The 21,988-nt window shown below is 67.8% G+C and carries 18 protein-coding genes; 6 read left to right on the forward strand and 12 right to left on the reverse strand.

The window, feature by feature from the left end:
• Window positions 1-17 precede the first annotated feature (17 nt).
• Both Pla123a_RS16655 and Pla123a_RS16660 read left to right on the forward strand, forming a co-directional pair.
• Window positions 18-533, forward strand: a complete 516-nt coding sequence (locus Pla123a_RS16655) for a CBS domain-containing protein (protein WP_146589014.1) — start codon at window positions 18-20, stop codon at window positions 531-533.
• Window positions 530-970 (forward strand): universal stress protein, encoded by a 441-nt coding sequence (locus tag Pla123a_RS16660; RefSeq protein WP_146589016.1) that lies wholly within the window; start codon window positions 530-532, stop codon window positions 968-970. Before Pla123a_RS16655 ends, Pla123a_RS16660 begins: the two co-directional genes overlap by 4 nt.
• Here the strand turns inward: Pla123a_RS16660 and Pla123a_RS16665 are convergent.
• The 5 genes from Pla123a_RS16665 to rsmG all read right to left on the reverse strand — a co-directional run bounded on the left by Pla123a_RS16665 (window position 967) and on the right by rsmG (window position 5,105).
• A complete protein-coding gene (locus tag Pla123a_RS16665; protein WP_197528053.1) occupies window positions 967-1,815 on the reverse strand; it encodes a PP2C family protein-serine/threonine phosphatase in 849 nt (282 codons plus the stop codon). The genes Pla123a_RS16660 and Pla123a_RS16665 overlap by 4 nt on opposite strands.
• 2 nt (window positions 1,816-1,817) lie before the next feature.
• Window positions 1,818-2,543, reverse strand: coding sequence for a protein kinase domain-containing protein (locus tag Pla123a_RS16670; RefSeq protein ID WP_146589021.1), 726 nt, complete (start codon window positions 2,541-2,543; stop codon window positions 1,818-1,820).
• Between the two features lie 25 nt (window positions 2,544-2,568).
• Window positions 2,569-3,660: a cysteine desulfurase family protein gene (locus tag Pla123a_RS16675; RefSeq protein WP_146589023.1), complete on the reverse strand. Its 1,092-nt coding sequence runs from the start codon at window positions 3,658-3,660 to the stop codon at window positions 2,569-2,571.
• Between the two features lie 128 nt (window positions 3,661-3,788).
• A complete protein-coding gene (locus Pla123a_RS16680) occupies window positions 3,789-4,145 on the reverse strand; it encodes a DUF3467 domain-containing protein (RefSeq protein ID WP_146589025.1) in 357 nt (118 codons plus the stop codon).
• Window positions 4,146-4,391: 246 nt separating this feature from the next.
• Window positions 4,392-5,105 carry a 16S rRNA (guanine(527)-N(7))-methyltransferase RsmG gene (rsmG, locus tag Pla123a_RS16685; RefSeq protein ID WP_231956519.1) on the reverse strand — a complete coding sequence of 238 codons (714 nt, stop codon included), beginning with the start codon at window positions 5,103-5,105 and terminating at the stop codon, window positions 4,392-4,394.
• Between the two features lie 543 nt (window positions 5,106-5,648).
• Between rsmG and truB the strand changes: the two genes are divergently transcribed.
• Entirely contained in the window at window positions 5,649-6,521 is an 873-nt protein-coding gene (gene truB / locus Pla123a_RS16690) for a tRNA pseudouridine(55) synthase TruB (protein ID WP_146589027.1), read from the forward strand.
• Between the two features lie 149 nt (window positions 6,522-6,670).
• Here the strand turns inward: truB and Pla123a_RS16695 are convergent, their stop codons facing one another.
• A complete protein-coding gene (locus tag Pla123a_RS16695) occupies window positions 6,671-7,699 on the reverse strand; it encodes a hypothetical protein (protein WP_146589029.1) in 1,029 nt (342 codons plus the stop codon).
• Window positions 7,700-8,065: 366 nt separating this feature from the next.
• Here Pla123a_RS16695 and Pla123a_RS16705 point away from each other — a divergent pair, with 366 nt between their 5' ends.
• Entirely contained in the window at window positions 8,066-10,948 is a 2,883-nt protein-coding gene (locus tag Pla123a_RS16705) for a DNA translocase FtsK (protein WP_146589031.1), read from the forward strand.
• Between the two features lie 163 nt (window positions 10,949-11,111).
• Here Pla123a_RS16705 and Pla123a_RS16710 read toward each other — a convergent pair whose 3' ends face one another.
• Entirely contained in the window at window positions 11,112-11,963 is an 852-nt protein-coding gene (locus tag Pla123a_RS16710) for a hypothetical protein (RefSeq protein ID WP_146589033.1), read from the reverse strand.
• 86 nt (window positions 11,964-12,049) lie between these two features.
• On the reverse strand, window positions 12,050-14,704 hold the full coding sequence (locus Pla123a_RS16715) for a M1 family aminopeptidase (RefSeq protein WP_146589035.1): 2,655 nt from the start codon (window positions 14,702-14,704) through the stop codon (window positions 12,050-12,052).
• A gap of 284 nt (window positions 14,705-14,988) precedes the next feature.
• Between Pla123a_RS16715 and Pla123a_RS16720 the strand changes: the two genes are divergently transcribed.
• Window positions 14,989-16,389 (forward strand): tetratricopeptide repeat protein, encoded by a 1,401-nt coding sequence (locus tag Pla123a_RS16720; RefSeq protein ID WP_146589037.1) that lies wholly within the window; start codon window positions 14,989-14,991, stop codon window positions 16,387-16,389.
• Between the two features lie 99 nt (window positions 16,390-16,488).
• A complete protein-coding gene (lptE, locus tag Pla123a_RS16725; RefSeq protein WP_146589039.1) occupies window positions 16,489-17,034 on the forward strand; it encodes an LPS assembly lipoprotein LptE in 546 nt (181 codons plus the stop codon).
• A 16-nt stretch (window positions 17,035-17,050) separates the two neighbouring features.
• Here the strand turns inward: lptE and Pla123a_RS16730 are convergent, their stop codons facing one another.
• From Pla123a_RS16730 to Pla123a_RS16745, 4 genes are all read right to left on the reverse strand, one after another.
• Window positions 17,051-18,715, reverse strand: coding sequence for an amidohydrolase (locus Pla123a_RS16730; RefSeq protein ID WP_197528054.1), 1,665 nt, complete (start codon window positions 18,713-18,715; stop codon window positions 17,051-17,053).
• A gap of 190 nt (window positions 18,716-18,905) precedes the next feature.
• Window positions 18,906-19,571: a hypothetical protein gene (locus Pla123a_RS16735; protein WP_146589041.1), complete on the reverse strand. Its 666-nt coding sequence runs from the start codon at window positions 19,569-19,571 to the stop codon at window positions 18,906-18,908.
• A 176-nt stretch (window positions 19,572-19,747) separates the two neighbouring features.
• Entirely contained in the window at window positions 19,748-21,526 is a 1,779-nt protein-coding gene (locus Pla123a_RS16740) for an aspartate kinase (RefSeq protein ID WP_146589043.1), read from the reverse strand.
• Window positions 21,527-21,590: 64 nt separating this feature from the next.
• Window positions 21,591-21,977: a GxxExxY protein gene (locus Pla123a_RS16745; RefSeq protein ID WP_146589046.1), complete on the reverse strand. Its 387-nt coding sequence runs from the start codon at window positions 21,975-21,977 to the stop codon at window positions 21,591-21,593.
• Between the last annotated feature and the right edge of the window lie 11 nt (window positions 21,978-21,988).

A 21,988-nucleotide genomic window follows, 5' to 3' on the forward strand; every position in this document is an offset into this window, starting at 1 on the left:
CCATAGGAGGCGTCACGATGAAAGTTCTTGCCCAAAAAGTCGACCGGCTGACGGTCGCCGACGTGATGAGCAGTCTGGTGATCACGCTAGACGAAACCGCCAACATGCGCGACGCCGCTCGGCGGCTCCGCGAGGCGGACGTGTCCGGAGCGCCGGTGGTGGACTCGACCGGCGTCGTGGTGGGCGTTCTCAGCGCGATGGACTTCGTCGAGCAGGCGACCGGCGCAACCGGGGACCGCTGCCCGATCACCGAGGTCCTGGTGCGCGACACCCCGACCGGGCCCTACCGGATCGAGCAGGTCTGCGAGGACTCGGTCGCCAACCACATGACCCGCTACGTGCAGACGGTCGATCGCGACGCGTCGCTCCGCGCCGCGAGCCGCGAGATGTGCCTCGCCCGCCTGCACCGCTTGATTGTCGTCGATGACCGTGGGCGCCCGGTCGGTGTTATCAGCCCGCTAGACCTCCTTGCCGCCTGGGTGGACGCCCCCGCCGTGGCGCCGGAGCGAAGCGCGAAAGGAGCCCCCAAATGATCTCGTTCAAACGCCAGAAGAAGATCCTCGTCCCGACCGACTTCTCGCCGCAGGCGGACCAGGCCGTGATCGACGCGCTCGACATGGTGGCCGACCCGTCGGACCTGAGCGTCCTGCACGTGGCGCCGCCGATGTCGAGCTACCCGGTGGCCGACCCAGCGATTGTTTGGGAGAACATCACCGAGCACGCCCGCGCCGAGCGGATCGAGGACTCGTACCGTCAGCACATCAAGGACCCGCGGGCTTCGGCGGTGCACTTTGCCGTGCGGTTTGGCGCCCCGGCCGAGGAGGTGGTCGACTACGCCGAGGAGCACAAGATCGACATGATCATGATGCCCTCCCACGGCCGCAGCGGGCTGAAGCGGTTGCTGCTCGGCTCGGTCGCCGAACGTGTGGTTCGCGCGGCCCACTGCCCGGTGATCGTGCTCCGCAACTAACCCCGGCGGTAGGCCAGGAAGGTCAGGTCGTCGGGCTTGCTCGGCAGGCCGGGCGACTCGTTGACCATCCTGCTCCGGGCCAGGTCGGCGATTTCGGCCGCGCAGTGTTCGAGCGGCCCCGATCGCAGGCCCGACACGAGCTCGCCCGGCAGCACGTTGTCCACAAGGCCGTCGGAGGCGACCAGCAGCGTGTCGAACTGGGCCATCGACAGCACCGGCCCGATCTCGATCCGCATCTTCTCGTCGCCCACGCAGTTCGAGACAATGTGCCGTTCCTCATGCTGGATGGCGTCGACCGCGTCGATCAGGCCGGCCGCCTCGGCGTACCCGACCGGCGAGTGGGCGATCGACTCGAATTTGACCCGCCCGCGTTGACCCATCAACAGGAAGCTGGCGTCGCCGACGTGGAACGAGCGGACGAACGGCTCGCTGATCAGCGCCACCGCGAGGGTCGCCCCGGCGCCGTTGGCCAGCGCGAGCACGGCGCGGTTGGCCTCCTCGATGCCGTCGACCACCGCGGACCGCAGCCGCTCGGCGTCGAGGTCCGAGCCCCGCACGGCGTTGACGACCGACTCTACCGCGAGCCTCGCGGCCGCTTCGCCGGCGGCCTGACCGCCCATGCCGTCGGCCACCACGAGGACCAGCCCGCCCTCGCTGGTCTCGACCACCGCCAGCGCGTCTTCGTTCGGGGTGTCCTTGTGCGGGCTGCGGGCCGAGTACGCCGTCACCCTGCCGGCCGCGGTCCGCCAATTGGCCTGCGACGGCTCGTCGCGCTCGGTCCACATCGCCTCCGCGTGGCCGCTATCGGTCGGCAGTGTATCCCAGCCCTGCATTGGATTCGCCACGGTTAGGACCATTGCATGGTCTCCAGGTAATGCCGCAGTTGGCCCGCGGTGCGGTACTGCTCGAGGATCAGCGTGCGCTTGAGACCCCGGCAGATTTGCTTTGCTTCGATTGGCTGTTTGGCGTACCGCTCGGCGCCGCCGATCGCGTCGTAGAAGATCCGGACCAGGTCGACCACGTCGTCCTGCAGGTCGGCGGAAGTCGCGGGGCCGTAGTGGTACATGTCGAGCAGCTTCAGGTCGAACGAGATCCCGAACCGCCTCACGATGATGTTGCGGGTGTGCAGGTCGCCGTGGTATTCGCGGGCCTCGTGGATTCCCTCCATGCCGGCGGCCAGCGCGTGCAGCAGGTGCAGCCCCTGGAACACGCCGATCCGTTTACCCCTTTGGCGACTCAGGAAGTCTTCCAGCAGCTCCCCCTCGACGAACTCGGACACCAGGAACACGACGTCCTGGCCCTTGAACTCGAAGATGTCGCTCGCGTGGTACTGGATCAGGATCGGGAACGCCCGCAGCTTGTGCAGCTTCTGGGCGTAGACCCGCGACGCCTTGCGGCGGCGGTTGCGGTGGGGGAAGAAGAACTTGCCGGCCCGCTCGATGTTGGTGTCGAGTTCGCGGAGCTTGTAGACCTCGCCCTCCCAGCCGACGCCGAGCCGGCTCTGCACGACGTACCGTTTGCCTATCCGGGCGCCGGGCTTGAAGTCGAACGATGTGATGGATGTCGGTGACATAGGCGTGTTTTTCTCCGTGGGCATTCTATCCGGAGAGTCGCTCCCATGCCCCGATTAGCAGGCTGGCGGCCCGCTCGATGTCGTCGGGTTCGGAGTGCCACCCGGCCGACAGCCGGACGCTGCCGCTCCCAGCCTGGGGATCGACCCCCATCGCCCGCAGCGTCGGCGACAGGCTGACCCCGCCCTGGCCGCCGCACGCCAGTGGTGTTGCGCAAAGCTCGGGGCAGGCCGACAGCACCTCCGCGCCGGATACGCCCGGCATCGCAACCGCCACCGTGTTGGGCAGGCGGACTTGCCCCTCACCCCAGATGATCAGTTCCTCCCCGATGGCCGAGCGGAGCAGCCCGACCAGTTGTTCAATCATGCCAGCCAGCCGCGGAGCGGCCTCGTCGACGCTCCGCGACGCCAGTTCGGCCGCGGCCCCAAAGCCGGCGATCGCCGCCACGCTGGGCGTGCCGGGACGCAGCAGCGGCCCGCTCGACTGGGGCGGCTTGAGGGCGGCCCCATCGCGGACGTACAGCGCGCCGACACCCTTCGGGCCGTAGCACTTGTGCGAGGTCAGGGTCAGCAGGTCGACCCCCAGCTCGTTGACGTCAACCTTCACCTTGCCGAACGACTGCGAGGCGTCCGTGTGCAGCAGCACGCCGCGGCCCTCGAGCAGCGACGCGATCCGCTCCACCGGCTGCAGCAGGCCGACCTCGCTGTTCGCGTGCACGACGCTCACCAGGGTCTCGCCGTCGACTGCCGCGTCGACCACCGCCTCGGGCGACACCACGCCGCTCGCGGGGACGCTCACCACGGTCAGGTCCTCGCCGCACGGGGCCTGGCGGACCGCGTGGTGGTCGACCGTGGTTGTGACCGCCCAGCGGGGCCGCATCGCCAGCGCCGTGTGGCAGCTCTCGGTGGCGCCACTGCAGAAGTAGATCTCGTGGGCCGAGGCGCCGATGGCCGATGCGACCCGGCTCCGCGCGTCCTCGATCGCCTGCGCAGCGGCCCGCCCCAACGCGTGGTCCGCGAAGGGGTGGCCGTACTGGTCCGCCAGGAACGGCAGCATCGCCTCCTGGACAGGCGGCGCGAGCGGCGTCGTGGCGTTGTAGTCGAGGTAGATCGGGCGCATAGCGAGGGCCGGGGTGGCGTGTCACGCCAAGCGTACCTCACGCCCCGGCGTCCACAACGAATCCCGGCCCCCGATAACCGCTACGGCCGCTGCAACACGACCGCTCGGCCCGGTTCACGACGCCCGGGCTACGACTGCTTGCCGATCACCCGCTTCTGGACGTCGGTTTCCAGCACGCCGAAGGCCTGCTCGTGCCGCTGCACCGACAAGTGCAACGCCTGCAGCATCCGCTTGGCCGTGAAGTAGTTGGTCACGATCCGCTGCTTGACCTCGACCGGCTCGGTCGGCACGCCGTACGGCTGGCTGTTGAGCCCAAAGTCGAGGATCAGCTCCTCGGGGGTGCCCGTCACGCGGCAAAAGTTCGCGTAGGTGCACAGGGCGTCCTTGTCGTTGATCTCGACACGCTGACGCTGCTGCTGCGGCTGCGGGGCGCCCTCGGCGGCCGGGGCTTCTTGTTCGGGGGCGTTTTCGGGCGTGTCCGCCATGGCATTAGTCCTTGTTACGTAGGGGCGTCGTTACGTTGGGGCGTCAAACGGACAGCAGTAGCTCGGCGGCGACCGCCGGTGCGGACCGCAGCGGTCTGCCGCGACTCTCCGCAAGTTTAAGCGATCGCTGCCGACCGGGCCATAGGCGCGACCGGCGGTTGTGCCACGACTCGCAAGCGGGGCCTCGTTTGTTCGCTACAACCGGCGCCGGCGGCCGCGCCACCGGCCGGCGCCAGAGTTCGGACGTTAGTCCTGCTCCTTCGGTTCGATCTTCAGGATTACGCTGACCGCGTCCGCGCCGCGGGTGACGTACTCGGCCACCTTCCGCAGCTCCAGCTTGTTCAGCAGGCTGTAGTGCCGGGCCTCGCCCCGTTCGGCCACCCAGTTGCGGCCCTTGATCAGCAGCAGCCGGTCGAACGCGTCCCAGCGGGGCGCCAGCCAGAACAGCAGCTTCCGCATCGGCGCCACCGCCCGCACCACCAGCGTGTCGAACGTCGTGACCTCCAGCAGGTCCTCCGCACGCGCGCCAAAGACCTTGGCGTCCAGCCCCAGGGTCTGCACGATGTCCTCGAGCGCTTGGGCCTTCTTGGCGACCGACTCGCACAGGCTCACGTCGAGGTCGGGGCGGATGATCGCCAGGATCACGCCCGGCACGCCACCGCCGGAGCCGACGTCCAGCACCCGCTCGCCCTTCTCCAGCAGGTTGGCCAGCTCCCACGAGTCGCCCACGTCGCGCGTGACAAACTTCTCCAGCGTGGTGTGTCGGGTGAGGTTCATCTTCTCGTTCCACTCCCACAGCACGCGGCGGTAGGCGTCGAGCTGCTCGATCTGCTCCTGCGGGAACGAGTAGTCAAACTCCGCTAGCACATCGGCCAGCGAGCGGTCGTCGGCGGCTGCGTCGGCTTCGGGGGCAGAGGCGCGGGCGTCGGTCGGGTCGGGGGTTTCTGCAGGTTCGGTCAAGGCTTGGTCACTCACGGGATCGGTAGGCAAGCCCTGTAGTATCGGGCATTGGCCCCGGATCGGCTATAGCTCGGACGGGGTCGGCGGCGTGAATCGCGGGCTGGGGGCCTGTCCGGTGGGGGCGTCGCGGTCAGCCGTTGCTGGGCGACTTTTGTCCCTTCTGAGCCCACGCAATTATAGGGACAAAAGTCGGGCCCCATGGCGAGCCCCAAGTCGCCCCTTACGCTGCAATAGCAGCGTCAACGCGGAACGCCCGCCTGCCGCCGCAGCCGACTTTTGTCCGCTCTTGCGCGCCAGCAGGGACAAAAGTCCGGACCCGGAATGCATTCGCACGCTCCTCGGCCTTCTAGAGGGCCTGTTGGAATCGATAGGGGACGCCGTAGGATTAGTTTTACCCCCCGGGGTGGCTCTTTTCGACAACGAAAGGGGCGCCGGACCCCCTTCCACCGGCCGGCGAGGGGGACGCACGGGCGCGGCAGAGCTGCGGCGCTTCGTGCGTGCTACTAACCACCAGTCACCAACAACCGACTACCAGACCCACCGATGTTCGGCCTGCTCAACGTCAACAAACCGCCCGGCCCGACCTCGCGCGATGTCGTGAACCGCGTGCAGTGGTTGCTGCGCCAGTCGGGCTCGAAGGCCAAGGTCGGCCACGCCGGCACCCTCGACCCGATCGCCTCGGGCGTGCTGGTGCTGTGCCTCGGCCCGGCGACGCGGCTGATCGAGCGGGTGCAGCAGATGGAGAAGCGGTACGTCGGCACGTTCCGCCTTGGCTGCACCAGCCCGAGCGACGACATCGAACTCGAGCCGACCGAGATCGCCGACGCGCCAATCCCGCTGCTCGCCGCGATCGAGGCCGCCCTGCCTCCCTTCACCGGACAGATCGAGCAGGTCCCGCCTGCCTACTCGGCCGTGAAGATCGGCGGCAAGAAGTCGTACGAGCGGGTCCGCCGCGGCGAGCAGGTCGAGCTCAAGCCGCGGCCGGTGCAGATCTACGGCCTCGAGGTCGTGCGGTACGAGTACCCCGAGCTGCAGCTCGCCATCCGCTGCGGCAGCGGCACCTACATCCGTTCGCTCGGCCGCGACCTGGCCCAGTCGCTAGGGACCGGCGCCGTGATGTCCGAGCTGGTGCGGACCGCCATCGGCCCGTTCGCCCTCGCCGACGGCATGCCGGGCAAGTCGATCGAGCCCGAGATGCTGCAGCAGCACCTCCGTTCGCCCCTCGAGGCGCTGCCCTGCCATCCGAGGCGCGAGATCACTGACATCGAAGAAGAGCTCCTGCGGCGTGGCATGCCCATCGACGGAGCCATCGATGGCGAAGAAGCAGCCGCGGTCGACCAGCACGGCGCCCTTGTCGCGTTGCTGCAGCCGAAGCAGGGCCAGCTTTGGCCCAGCCGCGTGTTTGTCGCAGGGTGACAATGTATCCCCGGCTCTCCGAGCCGGGACTAGATGCCATCGGGTTGGGGGCCCAGTCCCGCAGCAGTGCACACTCCGGGAGCCGTCTCCGATGGCGATGTCTACCAGCAGGGCATCGGGGTCGGAGTCCCCTTCCCACAGTGGCTGGGCTACCGCAGGTAAGTCAGCCCCACGAATACATTGCCGTTTACCACGAGGCCGTCTTCCGTGCGGCCAATGCCAAAGTCAGGGGCTCGGTACTCCACGATCTGAGTCGCCTCGGTAGACTCGGGCGCCAGGACCGCATTGGCCATCAGGTCGAGCGTCAGGTGGGGCGAGAAGTAGTAGCTGCCGATCAGCCGCGCCTCGCCGAGGTACGCGGCCGTGTCGTGGCTCTCGCCGTAGCGGGAGTATGTCGGCTGCAAGAATAAGAGGTTGTTGAGTCCGCCCGGCACGGCGTCGTCGCCAAAGCCGTTGATCTGGGTGGTGTTGGCGCGGCGGTAGCCGGCCACCGCCAGCAGGCTGGCGTCCCACAGCCACCCGCCCCGCTGCGCGACGGCGCCCACGGCGAGCTGCGGCCCGATGAGCAGTTCGTCGCGGTCGGTCTCCGAGAAGACCCGCCCGGCGACATCGGTCAGGCCATCGAAGCGGAAGTCGCTGCCGGCGTCGTCCGCCCGCACGCCGTAGGCCACGTACTGCACAACACGCCAAGGGCCTGGCGGTGTCCCCGGCGAGGGGCGGGGCCCAAGCACGCCGCGGTCCGCCATCGGCGCGTGGCCGACGTCCATCGCGAACGCGGCGTTCTGCACGCCGAGCCGCAGCGCCGGACGCTTGTCCTCGACGCCGCTCGACCAGTTCCACAGGTGCTGCCCCATCAGCTCGATGGACCCCGAGAAGTGCTCGAGCTGCTCGTGGAGCGTTTGGACGGTGGTGAACTCGACCGCCAGCGTGTTGAATCGGACTTGGTAGGACGAACCGCCTGGAAACGCGGTGACCTCCCCGGCGTCGGTGATGGCGGCCGAGCGGAACATCATCCGTCCGACCGGCGCGAACCCGACCCCTGAGTGGGTCGGCGATAGGGCCGCCTTAATCTCTGGCAGCACAAACTGGGAGTCCCTTCTGCCGGTGGCGAAGTCGGCCTGCGCGAACGCCAGCGGGGTCGAGCAGAGCACGGCGGCGATGGTGAGGAGGGGTTTCATGCGATCTAAGAACTGACTGCGTGCACACCTTCTTGCGGCTTGTAGCAGCCAACGCCGCCCGCGGGTAGAGCAGATCCCCCTCCGTTGGGGTCACGCCGGTCGTGCGGGGCACGCGGGTTACGGGGCGGCAGAGTTTCGCAGCGGTGCTAGCGTCGCGGTTGCCAAGGCTCATTTCGTGAGCCAGCGGCGGTCGATGCTCCTCGATAGCGCCGCAGGTATGCGCCGCAGGAAACGGGGACAGGCACGCTGCCGCACACCGGGGCGGCGTCGTCTCTGGCCGGCGGCGAGCCAGTCCCCGTTTCCTGCTCCCCGGCCATCCGCCTTCCCCCCGTCTCCCTTCCACCTTCCACCTTCCCCCATTTGCCCATGCCCGACCGCAGCCGGCAGCTTGATGTGGTGGCGATCGCCCTCGCCGCGGGGACGCTGTTCCTGGCGGTCGCGCTGTCGACGTACCACAAGGCCGACCCGCCGGGCTCGCTGGTCTGGCCGCCGTCTGACACGACGCACAACGCGTGCGGCTGGGGCGGCGCGTACGCGGCGCACTACCTGCTGGAGATGATGGGCGTTGGCGCGTACTACGCGGTCGGCTCGCTGGCGACCATCACCGTGCTGCTGCTGATGCGCAAGGAGGTCAACCAGCCGGTCACCCGCAGCATTGGCTGGGCGCTCTCGCTGCTGGGGCTCGCGACCATCGCCGCGATGATGCTGCCGCGTTGGTCGCCCGGGCCGGTGATCGGCGCCGGCGGCTACCTGGGGGCGATGGGCCGGGCGTGGCTCGAGGGGCACTTCGCCGCGGCGGGCGGGTACATCGTGGCGATCAGCGTGCTGCTGGCGGGGCTGCTGCTGTCGACCGACTACCTGCTGTTCCGCTGGGCGGCGACCGCCACCGTCGCGTCCGGCGCCGGGTTCGACACGGTCCGCAGGCACGCCCAGGCGGCCGCGGCGCGGGTGAAGTCCAAGCGGCAGCTGACCGACCTCGACGCGCCGTCGCTCGGCGGCGAGGAGGACGAGGCGCAAGACGACGAAGAGTACGAATACGAGTACGAAGAAGACGAGTATGAGGAGGAAGAAGAAGCCGAAGACGAGGGTGGCCTCACGATCCGCACGCCCGGCGCCAAGGGCGAGGTCGAGGAGGAGTCGGCCGCAGAAGAGGAGGCCGATTACGAGGTCGAGGAGGAGGCCCAGCCCGCGACGGCCCCGTCCGCCAAGGGGCTGAGCGGCCTGGCGGCCAAGCTGGCCCAGGGGCTCAAGGGCAAGCCCGCCGCGCCCGCCGAGGAGACCCCGGCGGCCGAGGCAGAACCGGCCGCCGAAAAGCCGGCCCAGGTGCCGATCAAGAAGCCGAAGAGCGAGCGGGACGAGATCATCGACCAGCTGCAGGCGGCCGACCAGGACGCCGACCTCGACTTCGACTACGAGCTGCCGCCGCTCGACCTGCTGCTGCCGAGCGAGGACGTCAGCTACGACGAGCACGAGCGCGAGGTCCGCCGCAAGGCGAAGGTGCTGGAGAAGACCTTCAAGGACTTCGGCTTCAACGTGAAGGTCGTCGAGGTCGAGACCGGGCCCGTGATCGCGCAGTACGAGATCGAGCTCGAGCCGGGCCTGCGGCTGTCGAAGATCACCGGCCTGGCCGACGACCTGGCGATCGCGTGCCGGGTGCCGAGCGTGCGGATCGTCGCGCCGATCCCGGGCAAGAACACGGTCGGCATCGAGGTGCCCAACGAGACCCGCCAGCTGGTGCGGCTGCGGTCGGTCATCGAGGAGACCGACGGCCGCGCCCGGCGGATGAAGATCCCGATCTACCTCGGCCAGGACGTGGCGGGCAACCCGATGGCGGTCGACCTGGCGGCGCTGCCGCACCTGCTGATCGCCGGCCGCACCGGCACGGGCAAGTCGGTCTGCCTGAACTCGATCATCGTCAGCATCCTGATGAGCCGCGGGCCGGACGAGGTGCGGATGCTGATGATCGACCCCAAGATGGTCGAGCTGTCGGGCTACCGGAAGCTGCCGCACCTGATGCACCCGGTGGTGACCGACATGCGCAAGGCCGAGGCGATCCTCGCCTGGGCGGTCGACAAGATGGAGGAACGCTACCGGATGCTGGCCAACGCCGGCGTGCGGCACGTGAGCGTCTACAACCAGCTGACCGAGGAGGAGCTGCGCGACCGGGTCCGCAACGAGGACGGCAGCCGCATGTCCGACGCGGAGTTCAGCCTGGTGCCCAAGCAGCTGCCGTTCATCGTCATCGTGGCCGACGAGATGGCCGACCTGATGATGACCGCCGGCAAGGACGTCGAGCAGCACATCATCCGCCTGGCGCAGAAGAGCCGGGCGGTCGGCATCCACCTGATCCTCGCCACCCAGAAGCCGACCGTCGACGTCATCACCGGGTTGATCAAGAGCAACCTGCCGGCCCGCATCGCGTTCCAGGTCGCCAGCCGCACGGACAGCCGCGTCGTGCTCGACGAGATGGGCGCCGACAAGCTGCTGGGCAACGGCGACATGCTGTTCCTCTCGCCCGGCACCAGCATGCTGCTGCGTGGCCAGGGCACCTACCTGAGCGACGACGAGATCACCCGCGTGGTCGACTACGTCGGCACCGACGACCAGCAGTTCGCCGCGGAGTTGATGCAGCTGAAGACCAAGGAGGAAGAGGAGGCGGCCGAGCAGTCGGCCGGCGGCTTCAAGCAACGCGACGAGCTCTACGAGGCGGCAGTGGACGTCGTGGTCCGCGAGGGCCGCGGCAGCGTGTCGCTGCTGCAGCGGTGCCTGGGCATCGGCTACGGGCGGGCCGCGCGGCTGATCGACTTCATGGCCGAGGACGGCATCGTCGGGCCGTACAACGGCTCGAACGCCCGCGAGGTGATGATGTCGGTTGCCGACTGGGAGGCGCGCGACCAGAACGCCGCCGACGAGGAAGAACCCGCCACGCCCCCCCCGGCGACCACCTCGTCGTTCAAGGCGACCGAAGCGGCCGAGGTCGAAGCCGAGGCAGCCGTCGATGACAGCGAAGAGGACGAGTACGAAGACGACGAAACCGACGAGTACGAGGAAGAGGAAGAGGAAGACGAATCGCCCGAAGGCGAGTCGGCCGAAGACGACGAGGAGTGGGAGTACGAAGAGGAGGACGAGGCCGAGGAGGAGGACGCCGAGGAAGAAGGCGAGGCCGACGAAGAAGAGTGGGACGAGGAAGAGGACGGCGAGTGGGACGAAGAGGAAGAAGACGAGGAGCCGCTGCAGGACAGCGCGTAGCTCGTTAGCGGACCGAGAGTTGCTTGGCCAACGGCCAGGCTCGCCGTAGGTCCGTGGGTTGAGGTCGGCCCTCAGCCAACGGGGGGACGATTCCCATCCCCCAACCGAGGGCGATGCCTTAGGCTACGGTGTCTATTGCCTCTAGCCAAACGGATGCGATAGCTCAGTCAGCCAGCCGCCAGGCCGTGACTTCTTGCGTCGGCCGGCTGATGCCGTACATCACGCCGGGCGTGCTCCGGTCCCAGGCGATCCCCTGGCCGGTGATCCCGAGTGACAGGGTTTGCTTCAGCTTGAGGGTCGACCCGCAGCGCGGCAGAGCCAGCTCGTACAGCTCGCCGCGGTCGTGCCCGGTCGCAAAGAGCCGCCCGTCGGGGGACCAGCCGCCGCCGGAGCAGCTGTGCGGCGCAAAGCGGTCGAGCACCTCGGAGGGGAAGACCCACCCCGCCGTGCGGCGCCAGTGCTCGTCGAACTTGACGAGCGAGGTGTAGGTGTGCGGCTTGGCGAGCGGGTCGTCGTTGACCTTTTCTGAGTAGTGCGCGAACACGGCCCACCAGGCGCCGTCGTGCCGGTCGACCAGGGTGAGCGAGCCCTCGTAGATGCCGAAGCTGTGCGAGTCGACGTGCTCGAGGGTCGCGGCGTCGAACACCTCGAGCGAGCTCGTTTCCGGGAACTTAGGGAAGTTCGAGTGCGCGCAGTACAGCCGCCCGTCGCGGACGACGCCCGAGTTGAGGTGCCGCAGCGGCAGCTCGTCGGTGGCGGCCCAGCGGCGGACCGGCGCGCCCGACCGCTTGTCGTACTTGCCGATCGCCGAGTTGGCGATGGCGTAGAAGTGTGACTCGTCGACGGCGACCGCCTGGACCGCTTCGGTCGCGGCGAAACGGGCGACCTGCTTAAGGTCGTAGTCGGCCTTGGTGGCGTTGTCATCGGCGGCCGCGGGGACTCCCCCCACGACCAACGGCAGGCACAAGAACGCGGCAAAGGGGCTCGCGCTCGGACGGTGTAAGACCCGCGGCACTTCGGACTCCTCACATCGGGGTGTTCTCGGGACGCAGACGCGTCCGAGTCTAGCCGCCCCGTGTTAGCGGAGTGTGAATGCGGCGGCTATTTCTCGGGCTCCTTCTTCTCGTCGTCGCCCGTGGCGGCGTCCGCGTCGTTCTTGCCCTTGAGCTCCTTGAGCTGGTCGGCCATCTTCTCCTGCTGCTCCCCGAGCTCCCGCACCAGCTTCCGCAGCTCGGAGACCTCCTTCGGGGCGCTGGGGGCGTCCTTTTCGATCTTCTCGATCGCCTGCTTGGCCGCCCGGCCGAGGCGGTCTTCGCGGCTGCTGTAGGTCCGCAGCGCGGCGATCGAGCGGCGGTCGCCCAGCTCGCCAAGGGCCTCGACCGCTCCGGTCTGGACCTTGCTCGACGGGTCGTTCAGGTAGCCGACGATCACCTTCCGGGCGGCGGGGGCGTGCTCGGTGTCCTTGGCCAGCTTGCCGAGCGCCTGCAGCGACTCGGCCATGCCGCGGTCGGTGAAGTCCTGGCGGCGGGCGCTGAGGGTCCGCATCACCGCGGGCGTCAGCGTCGGGTCGGCGGTGCGGGCGGCGGCGGCGATGGCGGCCTCGGCCAGCACGTTCTGGAAGCTCTCCTTGCCCATCGCACCGCGGATCGCGTCGAGTGCGGCGGGGTCGGTGTACGCGCTGAGCGAACGTACCGCCGACGCGGCGATGTCGGGGTTCTTTTCTTCGGACACGACCTTGCTGAGCTGCTCGAGCGCCTCGGCGCGGTAGAACTTGCCGATCGACTCAATGACCTCCTTGCGGACGCGGGCGTCCTCCTGATTGAGCGAGGCGGCCAGGGCCTCGTACGCCTCGTCGGACTCGCGGTCGGACAGGGCGTCGGCGGCCGCCAGTCGGACGCCGTAGAACGGGTCGGAGTTGAGGGCCGTCTTGAGGGCCTCGAGCGACTTGGCGTCCTTCTTTTTCTTGAGGGCCGCGACCGCCAGCAACCGGCCGACGACGTCCTGCTCGTTCTTGAGCTGCTCCTCGAGCATCTCCTGCGGCTTGTCGAACTCAACCTTGGCGAGCACGGTGAGTTCGGGGTCGAACCGGACGATCGACGGCTTGCCAGGGAGCGGCACGTAGAAGTCCTGTTCCTTCTGGTCGACCGTGATCGCGTGGTCGATGTTCTTGCCGTCAACGGCGAAGCGGAGCTTGGTCGGGAGGTGGAACAGCAGCACGTCGTTGTTGACCTCTTGGGTCTGCTTGACGCTCACCTTGGCCAGGCCCTCCTTGGGCAGCCACTTGTAGCTGACCTTCAATACCGGGAAGCCGCCGTGGTAGACCCACTGGTCGAAAAAGCGGTCGAGCGACCTGCCCGACACGTCCTCGAGCTCGGCCATCAAGTCGGGCGTGGTAACGCTGGTGAAGGCGTGCTTCTCGAGGTAGTTCTTGATCGCCTGGCGGTAGAGGTCCTTGCCGAGCTGGCTGCGGAGCATGTGCAGCACCCAGGCGCCCTTGGGGTAGGCGCGGAAGTCGAACTGGTCCCAGGCCGCCTTGTAGCCGCGGTAGACGATGGGCCGGGTGTCCTTGTCCTTGGTAAGGATGGCGCGGGTGGCGTCGTTGTACAGGCGGTACAGCATCTCGTCGCGGCCCAGCTTGTGGGCGTCGTACAGGTGGGTGTAAAAGGTCGCGAAGCCCTCGTTGAGCCACAGGTTGGCCCAGTCCTCGCACGTGACGTAGTCGCCAAACCACTGGTGGGCCATCTCGTGCGCGTCGAGGTTGCGGCTGGAGCGGAGGTTCTCGGTCTCGTCGGAGTAGATGGTGCGTTCGGTCAGCACGGTCAGCGTGGTGTTCTCCATGCCGCCAGCGATGAAGTCGCGGCCGGTGACCTGGTAGTACTTGGCCCAGGGGTACGGCACGCCGATCTCTTGCTGGTAGAACTCCATGATCTTGGCGGTGTCGGCGAACGAGTTTTTAGCGTGCTCGGCCAGCGAGGGCTGTGTGTAGAAACCGAGCGGGATGTCGCCCGCCTGGTCGGTCAGCTCGGCGAACTTGCCGGCGGCCAGGCAGATCAGGTAGCTGGCGTGCGGCAGGTCCTGCTTCCAGTGGACGGTCTTCTGACCGTCGGCCTCGTCGGTTGAGACCAGGCTGCCGTTCGACAACACGGTCATCTCGCTCGGCACGTGGCAGATGACCTCGCTGGTCGACTTCTCGTTGGGGTAGTCGAAGTTGGGGAACCAGTGCCGCGCCTCGTGCGGCTCGCCCTGGGTCCACAGGTGCGTGTCCCCGGCGGGGTAGCCGTCCTTCGCCGTGCGGAAGTAGAGGCCCTTGTCCGGCTCGGCCGTGTACTTGACTACTACCTCGGCCTCGCGGTCGAGCTTCAGCGGCGCGGCGAACAAGATCGTCAGGTGCTCGCCGTCGTTGACCCAGTCCTTGATCTCCTGCGACGCGGTGACGCTGGTCACCCGCAGGTCGACCGCGTCGAGGATGACCTCGTCTACCGGGCGGCTGATCGGTTTGAAGGTGAGGGTGGTCTCGCCCGCGATGGTGTGGGTTTCGAAATCGGGGGTGACGTTGATCTTAATGTTCAGCACGTCAATGACCCGGTCCGGCGCATAGTGCCTGGCATCCGTGGTGGCGCCGGGCTCCGGCCCGAGCTGCGCCGCCCCCTGACAGTAGCGGCAGACGCAGAGCTCTTCGGCGGCCGCGGCGCCAGCGGCGCACGCGAGGATGAGGGCGATGGTCGACAGAGAAACGGTAAGCGGGAGTCTCGTCATCAGAGCGGTGTCTCGCAGGAAGGCATGATGCAGCCAGGCGCCAGGGGCTGCACTGGGAGGGCGGGTGGTAGCAAGTATAGCCCGCCGATCGGGCGGCCGGGGGGTCTGGGTAAGATGAGCCGCTCGGCCGTCGATTGCAAGGTCCCTCTGCCGGCCGGCGGCGGCGGGGCGGGGCCAGTCGCCCTTGACGCCAGCGGCGAGAAACTCCTAGTCTCCGCGACCCCCAACTGGGCCCCGGCAGGCGTACGCGGCCAGCCAGGCCCGAGATCAAACAAGGGATTCGAATGCGTCACCGCCTGAAAACGTTGCTCCCGCTGGCGTCCGCCGCCGCGATTGCGCTCGCCTCGTTGTGCTGCGCTCCCCCCGCCGCCCACGCGATCGACTGGCCGTTTTTTGGCGGCGGCGGTGATGCGCCGGCGTCGGGCCGCACGGGACCGGGGACCGAGGAGTGGTGGAAGCAGCACAAGAAGTCCGCCGTCATGACGCCGGGCAAGGGATACCAGGTGCCCGGCTACGACGGCTACTACGACGCCAAGGGCCGCCCGATGGACGCGCCGGCCGACGAGGTGATCGACTCGCTGGTCGACGAAGACGAGCCGGTCGGTCTGCTGCCGGGCCTCGACCCCAAGACGCACATCAAGAACCTCAAGGAGGCGGTCGGCCGCGGCGCCGACCAGGGCGTCGCGGGGCAGATGCTTGCCGAGGGCAAGACGTTGTTCCAGCAGCAGGAGTACGGCAAGGCCGCCAGCCGCTTCGAGTCGGCCGCCGACTACGCCGCCGGGTCGACTGTCGAGGCCGAGGCGTTGTTCATGCTCGGCGAGTGCTACTTCTGGCAGGACAAGTACCTCAAGGCCCGCGACACCTTCAACGGCCTGGTTAGCAAGCACCCCAACACGCGGAACCTGAACACGCTGATCGGCCGCCAGTGGGTGATCGCGCAGTACTGGGAGAAGCACTACTTCGACTACAACAAGACGGCGCGTCTGCGTCCCAACCTGCTGGACGGCACCCGCCCCACGTTCGACACCATCGGCCAGGCGATCAAGACCTACGACAGCATCCGGCTGAACGACCCGACCGGGCCCTGGGCAGACGACGCCATCATGGCGACCGCCAGCATCTACTTCCGCCAGGAGCGCTACGGCGACGCCGACTACCAGTACTCGCTGCTGCGGAAGGAGTACCCGCGCAGCGAGCACCAGTTCAACGCCCACGTGCTCGGCCTGCAGGCCAAGCTCCGCAAGTACCAGGGCGCCGACTACGACGGCGCCGTGCTCGACGAGGCCAAGGTGCTGCTGAAGCAGATCCGCACGCAGTTCGCCGGTCGCCTGACCGACGAGGAGAAGGATCGCCTCCGCAGCGCCCAGGCCGAGGTCGCCAAGGCGACCGAGGAACGCGACCTCCGCATGGCGCAGTACTACGACAAGACCTCACACTACGGCGCGGCCCGGCAGTACTACGGCCGGATCGCCCAGAACTACGGTTCTTCACCGGTAGCGCAGCAGGCGCGGGAACGCCTCGCGGAGATCGGCGGCGAGCCCGCCAGGCCCGAGAAGCCGATGAGCTGGCTGGTCGACCTGTTCCCGGAAAGCAGGGAGCGATCGATCGTCAACCAGATCCCCGAGCTCCGCCGCGACGCCGAGACCCGCGTCGCCGAGGCGCCGGGGGACGCGACCACCAAGTAGGCGCCTCCCCGATTCGCCGACCCGAGCGAAGCAAACGGAATCGCCTCGGCCGGGCGTGACTTGGCTCGGAGGGCCGTTTCCCTAGTTCAGAGTCCGAATATGGTTGGCGCTAAACACCGACAGACAGCCCGGCGGCCGATGCTCGTCGGCTTCTGCTTGCTCGCGGTCGCGGGCTGCGCGAACTACCAGGCCGGCTCGGGATCGCTCTACGCCCCCGACGTGCACACCGTTTACGTTCCGATGATCGAGTCGGAAAGCTTCCGCCGCGACCTCGGCGAGCGGCTGACCGAGGCCGTCTGCAAGGAGATCGAGCAGAAGACCCCGTTCAAGGTCGTCGGCGACCCGTCGGCCGACAGCGTGCTGACCATCAGGCTCCGCCCCGACGCCCGCCGTGTCGTGGCCGAGGACGGGCTGGATCAGGCGCGGTACCTCGAGAACGAGCTGTCCGCGGAGGTCTCGTGGATCAACCGCCGCCGGCTGCCGATCATGCCCTCCCAGTCGATGCCGCTGCCGGGCGGCCTGACCGAGGTGCAGGAGTCTTCGCTGCTGATCCCGGCCGCGGGCCAGACGGTGGCCTCGCAGCAGCAGGCCGCCATCCACAGGCTGGCCGAGCAGATCGTCGGGCTGATGGAAGAGCCGTGGTAGTCGCGTCGCACGCTACTTAGCGTTGCGCTTCGTACACTACCCGACCGTCGACGATCGTCACCCCCACCTGGGCCTCGCTGACCTTGGCTGGCGCCTCGCGGGGGTCGACGTCAAACACCACGATGTCGGCCAGCCTGCCGGGGCTCAGCATGCCGAGCTTGTCCTCGTCGAACATCGCGTACGCCGCGTCGGCGGTGTAGGCCCGCAGCGCCTCGTCGAGCGAGATCCGCTGCTCCGGGTACCAGCCGTCCGGGTTCTTGCCGTCGAGTGTCCGCCGGTTGACCGCGGCCTCGAGCCCCATCGCCACCGAGGCGGGCGCCACGAACCAGTCGCTCCCGAAGGCGAGCTTGGCGCCCGTGTCGAGCAGGCTGCGGAACGCGTAGGTCGTGCGGCAGCGGTTGACGCCGATCAGCGGCTCGGCCCAGCGGCCGTCGTCGATGGCGTGGTAGGGCTGCATGCTGGCGATCACGCCCAACCCGCCGAACCGCGGGATGTCGTCCGCGTGCGGGTGCTGGGCGTGCTCGATGCGGAACCGCCGGTCGCGGGGGCCGTTCTCCCGCGCGACCTGCTCGAAGATGTCGAGCTGGATTCGGTTCGCGCGGTCGCCGATCGCGTGGACCACCACCTGCAAGCCAGCCCGGTCCGCGCCGCGGGTCCAGGCCAGCAGGTCCTCGGGGCGATTCACCAGCAGGCCCCGGTCGGACGGTTTGTCGTCGAACGGCTCGAGCATCGCCGCCGTGTGGGAGCCGAGCGAGCCGTCGACGAACCCCTTCAGGCCGTTGATCCGCAGCCAGTCGTCGCCGGGGCCGTTCTCCTGGACGTCGCGTTGGAGCAGCTCCCAGCGCTCCAGCGGCGTGTACGCCCGGACGCGCATCCGCAACCGGCCGCCGGAACGCGCCGCCCGCAGGGCCGTGAGGTCGCGGAGCGAGCCCATCTGGCAGATTGAGGTCACGCCACGCTCGAGCATGTAGTCGGTGGCGGCGTCGAGGTGCCGCAGCATGGTCTCGGCCGACGGCTGTGGGAGCACGCCGCCGATGAGTCCCATGGCGTTGTCGCGCAGCAGGCCCGTGACGCGGCCCGAGGCGTCGCGTTCAATGGCGCCCCCGTCGGGGGCTTCGGTCTGGTCGTCGACGCCGGCCATCTTCAGGGTCAGCGAGCTGGCCAGGCCCATGTGGCCGTCGAGCCGTTTGATCCAGACCGGGTGGTCGCCGGCGGCTTCGTCGATCCACTCCCGGTCGGGGAGTTCACCGCCCCACAGGGTGTGGTCCCAGTCGCCGCCGGTGATCCACTCCCCGGCAGGGAGCGTGGCGGCGTGCTCCGCAATCCGGCGGACAAACAGCTCGCGTGAGTCGGCGTCGCGGAGCTGCACACCGCTGAGGTTGCTGCCGCCGGTGAACACGTGGACGTGCGAGTCGATGCAGCCCGGGATGACGAGGCCGCCACCGGCATCGACGACGCGCGTCGATTGGTCCGCGAGCGCCTCGACATCGGCTCGACTGCCGACTGCCACGATCTTGTTGCCCCGGACGGCGACCGCCTCGGCGGTGGGGCGAGCAGGATCGGCGGTCCACACCGGCCCGCCGACGACAATCAGCGTGGCGGGGCCGTCTTCGGCCGAGCAGCAGGGCGTCAAATTCGCTATCAGCAGCGCTATGGTAGCGGCGGTAGTTAAACGCATCATGCCCTTGGGTCCTGCATCGATGTTGTCGCCGCCTCGTTTACGGCTCCTTGATAACCGACCGTGCTTGTCGGCATCAAGCAACCGATTGCGCAGAGCATTCTGACTTCTGGTGGGGGGCACAAAAAAAGCCGCCCGCATCGGTGATGCGGGCGGCTAGATGGTTTTCGTGGCAGGCTGTGACAGCTGCTGCCTACTTGCGAGCTCTGCGGCGACGGGCGACGACCATGCCGACGCTGCCCGCGACCAGGCTGCCAAACAGGAACGCGGTCGGTTCGGGCACCGCAGCCACCGTGAACTGGCCGATGACTCCGCCGAGGCGGAAGGCGTTACCGCCGTCGCCGGGGGTGATCGGCGCGGCGATGGCGAAGAACGACTGGGGCAGGTTCCCGCCGGTGAGGCTGTCAATATTGATCGGAGCCGCCTGGCTGTTAGTGCCCGTGTAAAAGTTGTCGCCGGTAGTCGGGATGATGGGGTCGAGGCTGAACACGACCGTGTCATTCACGCCCGAGCTGGTGAGGCTGGCGGTCTTGAAGCCGTCGAACGACGCCGTGCCGCCGACCACGTTCGCGACGCTCATCGACAGGTACAGGAACTCGCCGTTCGACACCGCGTTCGGGCCATTGCCTACAACGCCGAGCCCGGCGGTAGAGGTGTGGATGTTGCCCGAGCCGATGACGCTTAGCGTCGCGTCGAACGTGACGCCACTTTGGCTGACTGGCACCGTGAGCGAGTAGAACGCCCCCGACGCCGAGCCGGTCTTGGTGTTGAACGAAGCGGTAACGAGGTCAGCAAAAGCGCACTGCGCCATGAGCAACGACGCAACGAGGCCGGCCAGGAGGGGTTTTTGGATCGCCATGGGTGCTTCTCTGGTGGGAAATCTAGGCAGGTCGCCGCGCCAATGAACTGTCTGCTCGGTGTTAGAATGGGGACGCAGCGTAGTCTAGTGTGACCGCTGTGCGGATTCGGATCAACAGAAAGTTTACCGGTAGTCCGCATTTTAGCGACAATACCCACCCGAATGGGTGTTCTTGGCTACTTCACCACGTCCGCAAACGCTGCCTTGAGCGCCCTCAGGCCGGAATCGCCCTGCTCGCGGGCGACCACCACGTTCACTTTGACTTCGCTAGTCGAGATCAACTCGACGTTAATCCCGGACTCGCTGAGGGCGCGGAACATCCGGGTGCTGACCCCAGTGTGGCTGCGGATCCCCACGCCGTTGACCGACAGGATCGCCACGGTTTCGGATGCGGTAACGTCGCCGCCCAGCTTTGAGCTGAGCTCTTCGACCACCTTGCGGGCGCTGTCGATCTCGCTGGCGGGCACGGTGAAGCTGACGGTCGTCTTGCCGTCGGCGCCGACGCCCTGGACGATCATGTCGACAATGATTCCCTCGGCGGCGACCCCCTCGAAGATGTCGGCCGAGATGCCCGGTTGGTCGGGGACGTGCGACATCGTGATCAACGCCTGCGAGTCGTCGAGCTCGCAGCCCTGCACGGTCAGGTCCTCCATCGCCTGCAGCCCGCTGACTACGGCCGCAAGGTCGGCTGCCTGCGAGACCTTCTGCGAGGCCTCGAACGGCACGATCTTGGCGGGCGCGCGGTCGAGTTCGAACTCGCCGTGCACCGCGCGCAGCGCCTCAAGGCCCTGCTCCCGCTTCACCAGGCAGCTCACCTTGATCTCGCTGGTGGTGATGGCCTGGATGTTGATATTGGACTCCGCGAGCGCGCGGAACATCCGGTCGGCAACGCCCGATTGGGTCGCCATGCCGAGTCCCACCACCGAGACCTTGCAGACCGTTTCGTCATGCGAGATCGGGCCGGCGCCGAGCTCGGCGGCCGCGTCACGCACGGCGGCCAACGCCCGAGCGAGGTCGCCCTGCACAACCGTGAACGAGATGCTCGCCTTCCCCTCACTGCCGGGGGTCTGCAGGATCATGTCAACCGTGATGTTGAGGTCGGCCAGTCGGCGGAAGATGTTGAGGCTGGCCCCCGGCTCGTCGGGCACGCCCTCGATCGTGATGCGGGCCTCTTCCTTGGTGAGCGCACAGCCGCTGACGGGGCGGTCGTCGGACTCGCTGATGGGTCCGATGATGGTGCCGGGCTCGTCGGTAAACACGCCGGAGTTGCGGACGTGAATCGGCACGTGGAACTTTTTGCCGAACTCGATCGAGCGGCTGTGCATCACGCCGGCGCCAAGGCTGGCGAGCTCGAGCATCTCGTCGTGGCTGACCTGCATCATCTTGCGGGCCGAAGCGACCAGCCGCGGGTCGGTCGTAAACACGCCGTCGACGTCGGTGTAGATCTCGCACATGTCGGCGCCGAGGACCGCCGCCAATGCCACGGCCGAGGTGTCGCTGCCGCCGCGGCCCAGCGTGGTGATGTTCAGCTCCTGGTCGACCCCCTGGAAGCCGGCCGCGATGACGATGTTGCCCTCGTCCAGCAGTCTCCGCATCCGGCTGGTGTCGATCGATTGGATCCGCGCCCGGGTGTGCGAGCTGTCGGTCAGGACGCCGATCTGGCCGCCGGTCAGGCTGACCGCCTTGCCGCCGAGGTCGTGGATGGCCATCGCCACCAACGCCACGGAGACCTGCTCACCGGTCGACAGCAGCATGTCCATCTCACGCGGCGAGGGGTCGTCGCACACCTGGCCCGCGAGGTCCACCAGGATGTCAGTGTTCTTGCCCATCGCGCTGACGACCATCACCACCTGGGCGCCCTGCTGCTGGGCGCGGAGAGCGCGACGGGCCGCCGCGCGGATCTTCTCGGCGTCGGCCACACTGGTGCCGCCAAATTTCTGAACGATTAGGGACATGGTTGCTAGTGGAACGGTTGTTGATGGGGACCGCCAAGACGCCAAGACGCCAAGTTGGTTTCCGTTAGGTTAAGACAACTCGCTTAATGCCGTCTTTCAGCAAGACGACGTGAAAATTGATTAGTAGCCCGAGCTCAAGCTCGGTCGCCTTCAGGTAGTTGATGACCTTCGCGTGGTGGATAGGGTGCAGCGCTTCAGTCGCTTTCAGCTCGACGACCAATCGCTCACCGACGAGCAAATCGAGCCGGGCATCTCCGACGGGGCGCCCCTTGTACCGTAGTGCAACGGGTTTCTGGCGTTCGAACGCCACGCCTCGCAATTCCAGTTCAATACAGAGGGCTTCTTCGTAGGTTGACTCAAGGAACCCGGGGCCGAGGATCTTGTGTACCTCCAAGGCCGCGTCGACGACTTCCGCCGCCAGTTGGTCGAGTTCTGCATCGGGCTCTCGCATAGAACTCGCTT

Source organism: Posidoniimonas polymericola, assembly GCF_007859935.1.
Lineage (GTDB): Bacteria > Planctomycetota > Planctomycetia > Pirellulales > Lacipirellulaceae > Posidoniimonas > Posidoniimonas polymericola.

What these genes read in the sequence shown, in the direction of transcription:
- Pla123a_RS16730 (WP_197528054.1), bottom strand. Translation starts at nt 18,715, where the DNA reads ATGATGCGTTTAACTACCGCCGCTACCATAGCGCTGCTGATAGCGAAT.
- Pla123a_RS16695 (WP_146589029.1), bottom strand. Translation starts at nt 7,699, where the DNA reads ATGAAACCCCTCCTCACCATCGCCGCCGTGCTCTGCTCGACCCCGCTG.
- Pla123a_RS16670 (WP_146589021.1), bottom strand. Translation starts at nt 2,543, where the DNA reads ATGTCACCGACATCCATCACATCGTTCGACTTCAAGCCCGGCGCCCGG.
- Pla123a_RS16735 (WP_146589041.1), bottom strand. Translation starts at nt 19,571, where the DNA reads ATGGCGATCCAAAAACCCCTCCTGGCCGGCCTCGTTGCGTCGTTGCTC.
- Pla123a_RS16655 (WP_146589014.1), top strand. Translation starts at nt 18, where the DNA reads ATGAAAGTTCTTGCCCAAAAAGTCGACCGGCTGACGGTCGCCGACGTG.
- Pla123a_RS16720 (WP_146589037.1), top strand. Translation starts at nt 14,989, where the DNA reads ATGCGTCACCGCCTGAAAACGTTGCTCCCGCTGGCGTCCGCCGCCGCG.
- Pla123a_RS16680 (WP_146589025.1), bottom strand. Translation starts at nt 4,145, where the DNA reads ATGGCGGACACGCCCGAAAACGCCCCCGAACAAGAAGCCCCGGCCGCC.
- Pla123a_RS16705 (WP_146589031.1), top strand. Translation starts at nt 8,066, where the DNA reads ATGCCCGACCGCAGCCGGCAGCTTGATGTGGTGGCGATCGCCCTCGCC.
- Pla123a_RS16740 (WP_146589043.1), bottom strand. Translation starts at nt 21,526, where the DNA reads ATGTCCCTAATCGTTCAGAAATTTGGCGGCACCAGTGTGGCCGACGCC.
- Pla123a_RS16715 (WP_146589035.1), bottom strand. Translation starts at nt 14,704, where the DNA reads ATGACGAGACTCCCGCTTACCGTTTCTCTGTCGACCATCGCCCTCATC.
- Pla123a_RS16660 (WP_146589016.1), top strand. Translation starts at nt 530, where the DNA reads ATGATCTCGTTCAAACGCCAGAAGAAGATCCTCGTCCCGACCGACTTC.
- truB (WP_146589027.1), top strand. Translation starts at nt 5,649, where the DNA reads ATGTTCGGCCTGCTCAACGTCAACAAACCGCCCGGCCCGACCTCGCGC.
- lptE (WP_146589039.1), top strand. Translation starts at nt 16,489, where the DNA reads ATGGTTGGCGCTAAACACCGACAGACAGCCCGGCGGCCGATGCTCGTC.
- Pla123a_RS16745 (WP_146589046.1), bottom strand. Translation starts at nt 21,977, where the DNA reads ATGCGAGAGCCCGATGCAGAACTCGACCAACTGGCGGCGGAAGTCGTC.
- Pla123a_RS16675 (WP_146589023.1), bottom strand. Translation starts at nt 3,660, where the DNA reads ATGCGCCCGATCTACCTCGACTACAACGCCACGACGCCGCTCGCGCCG.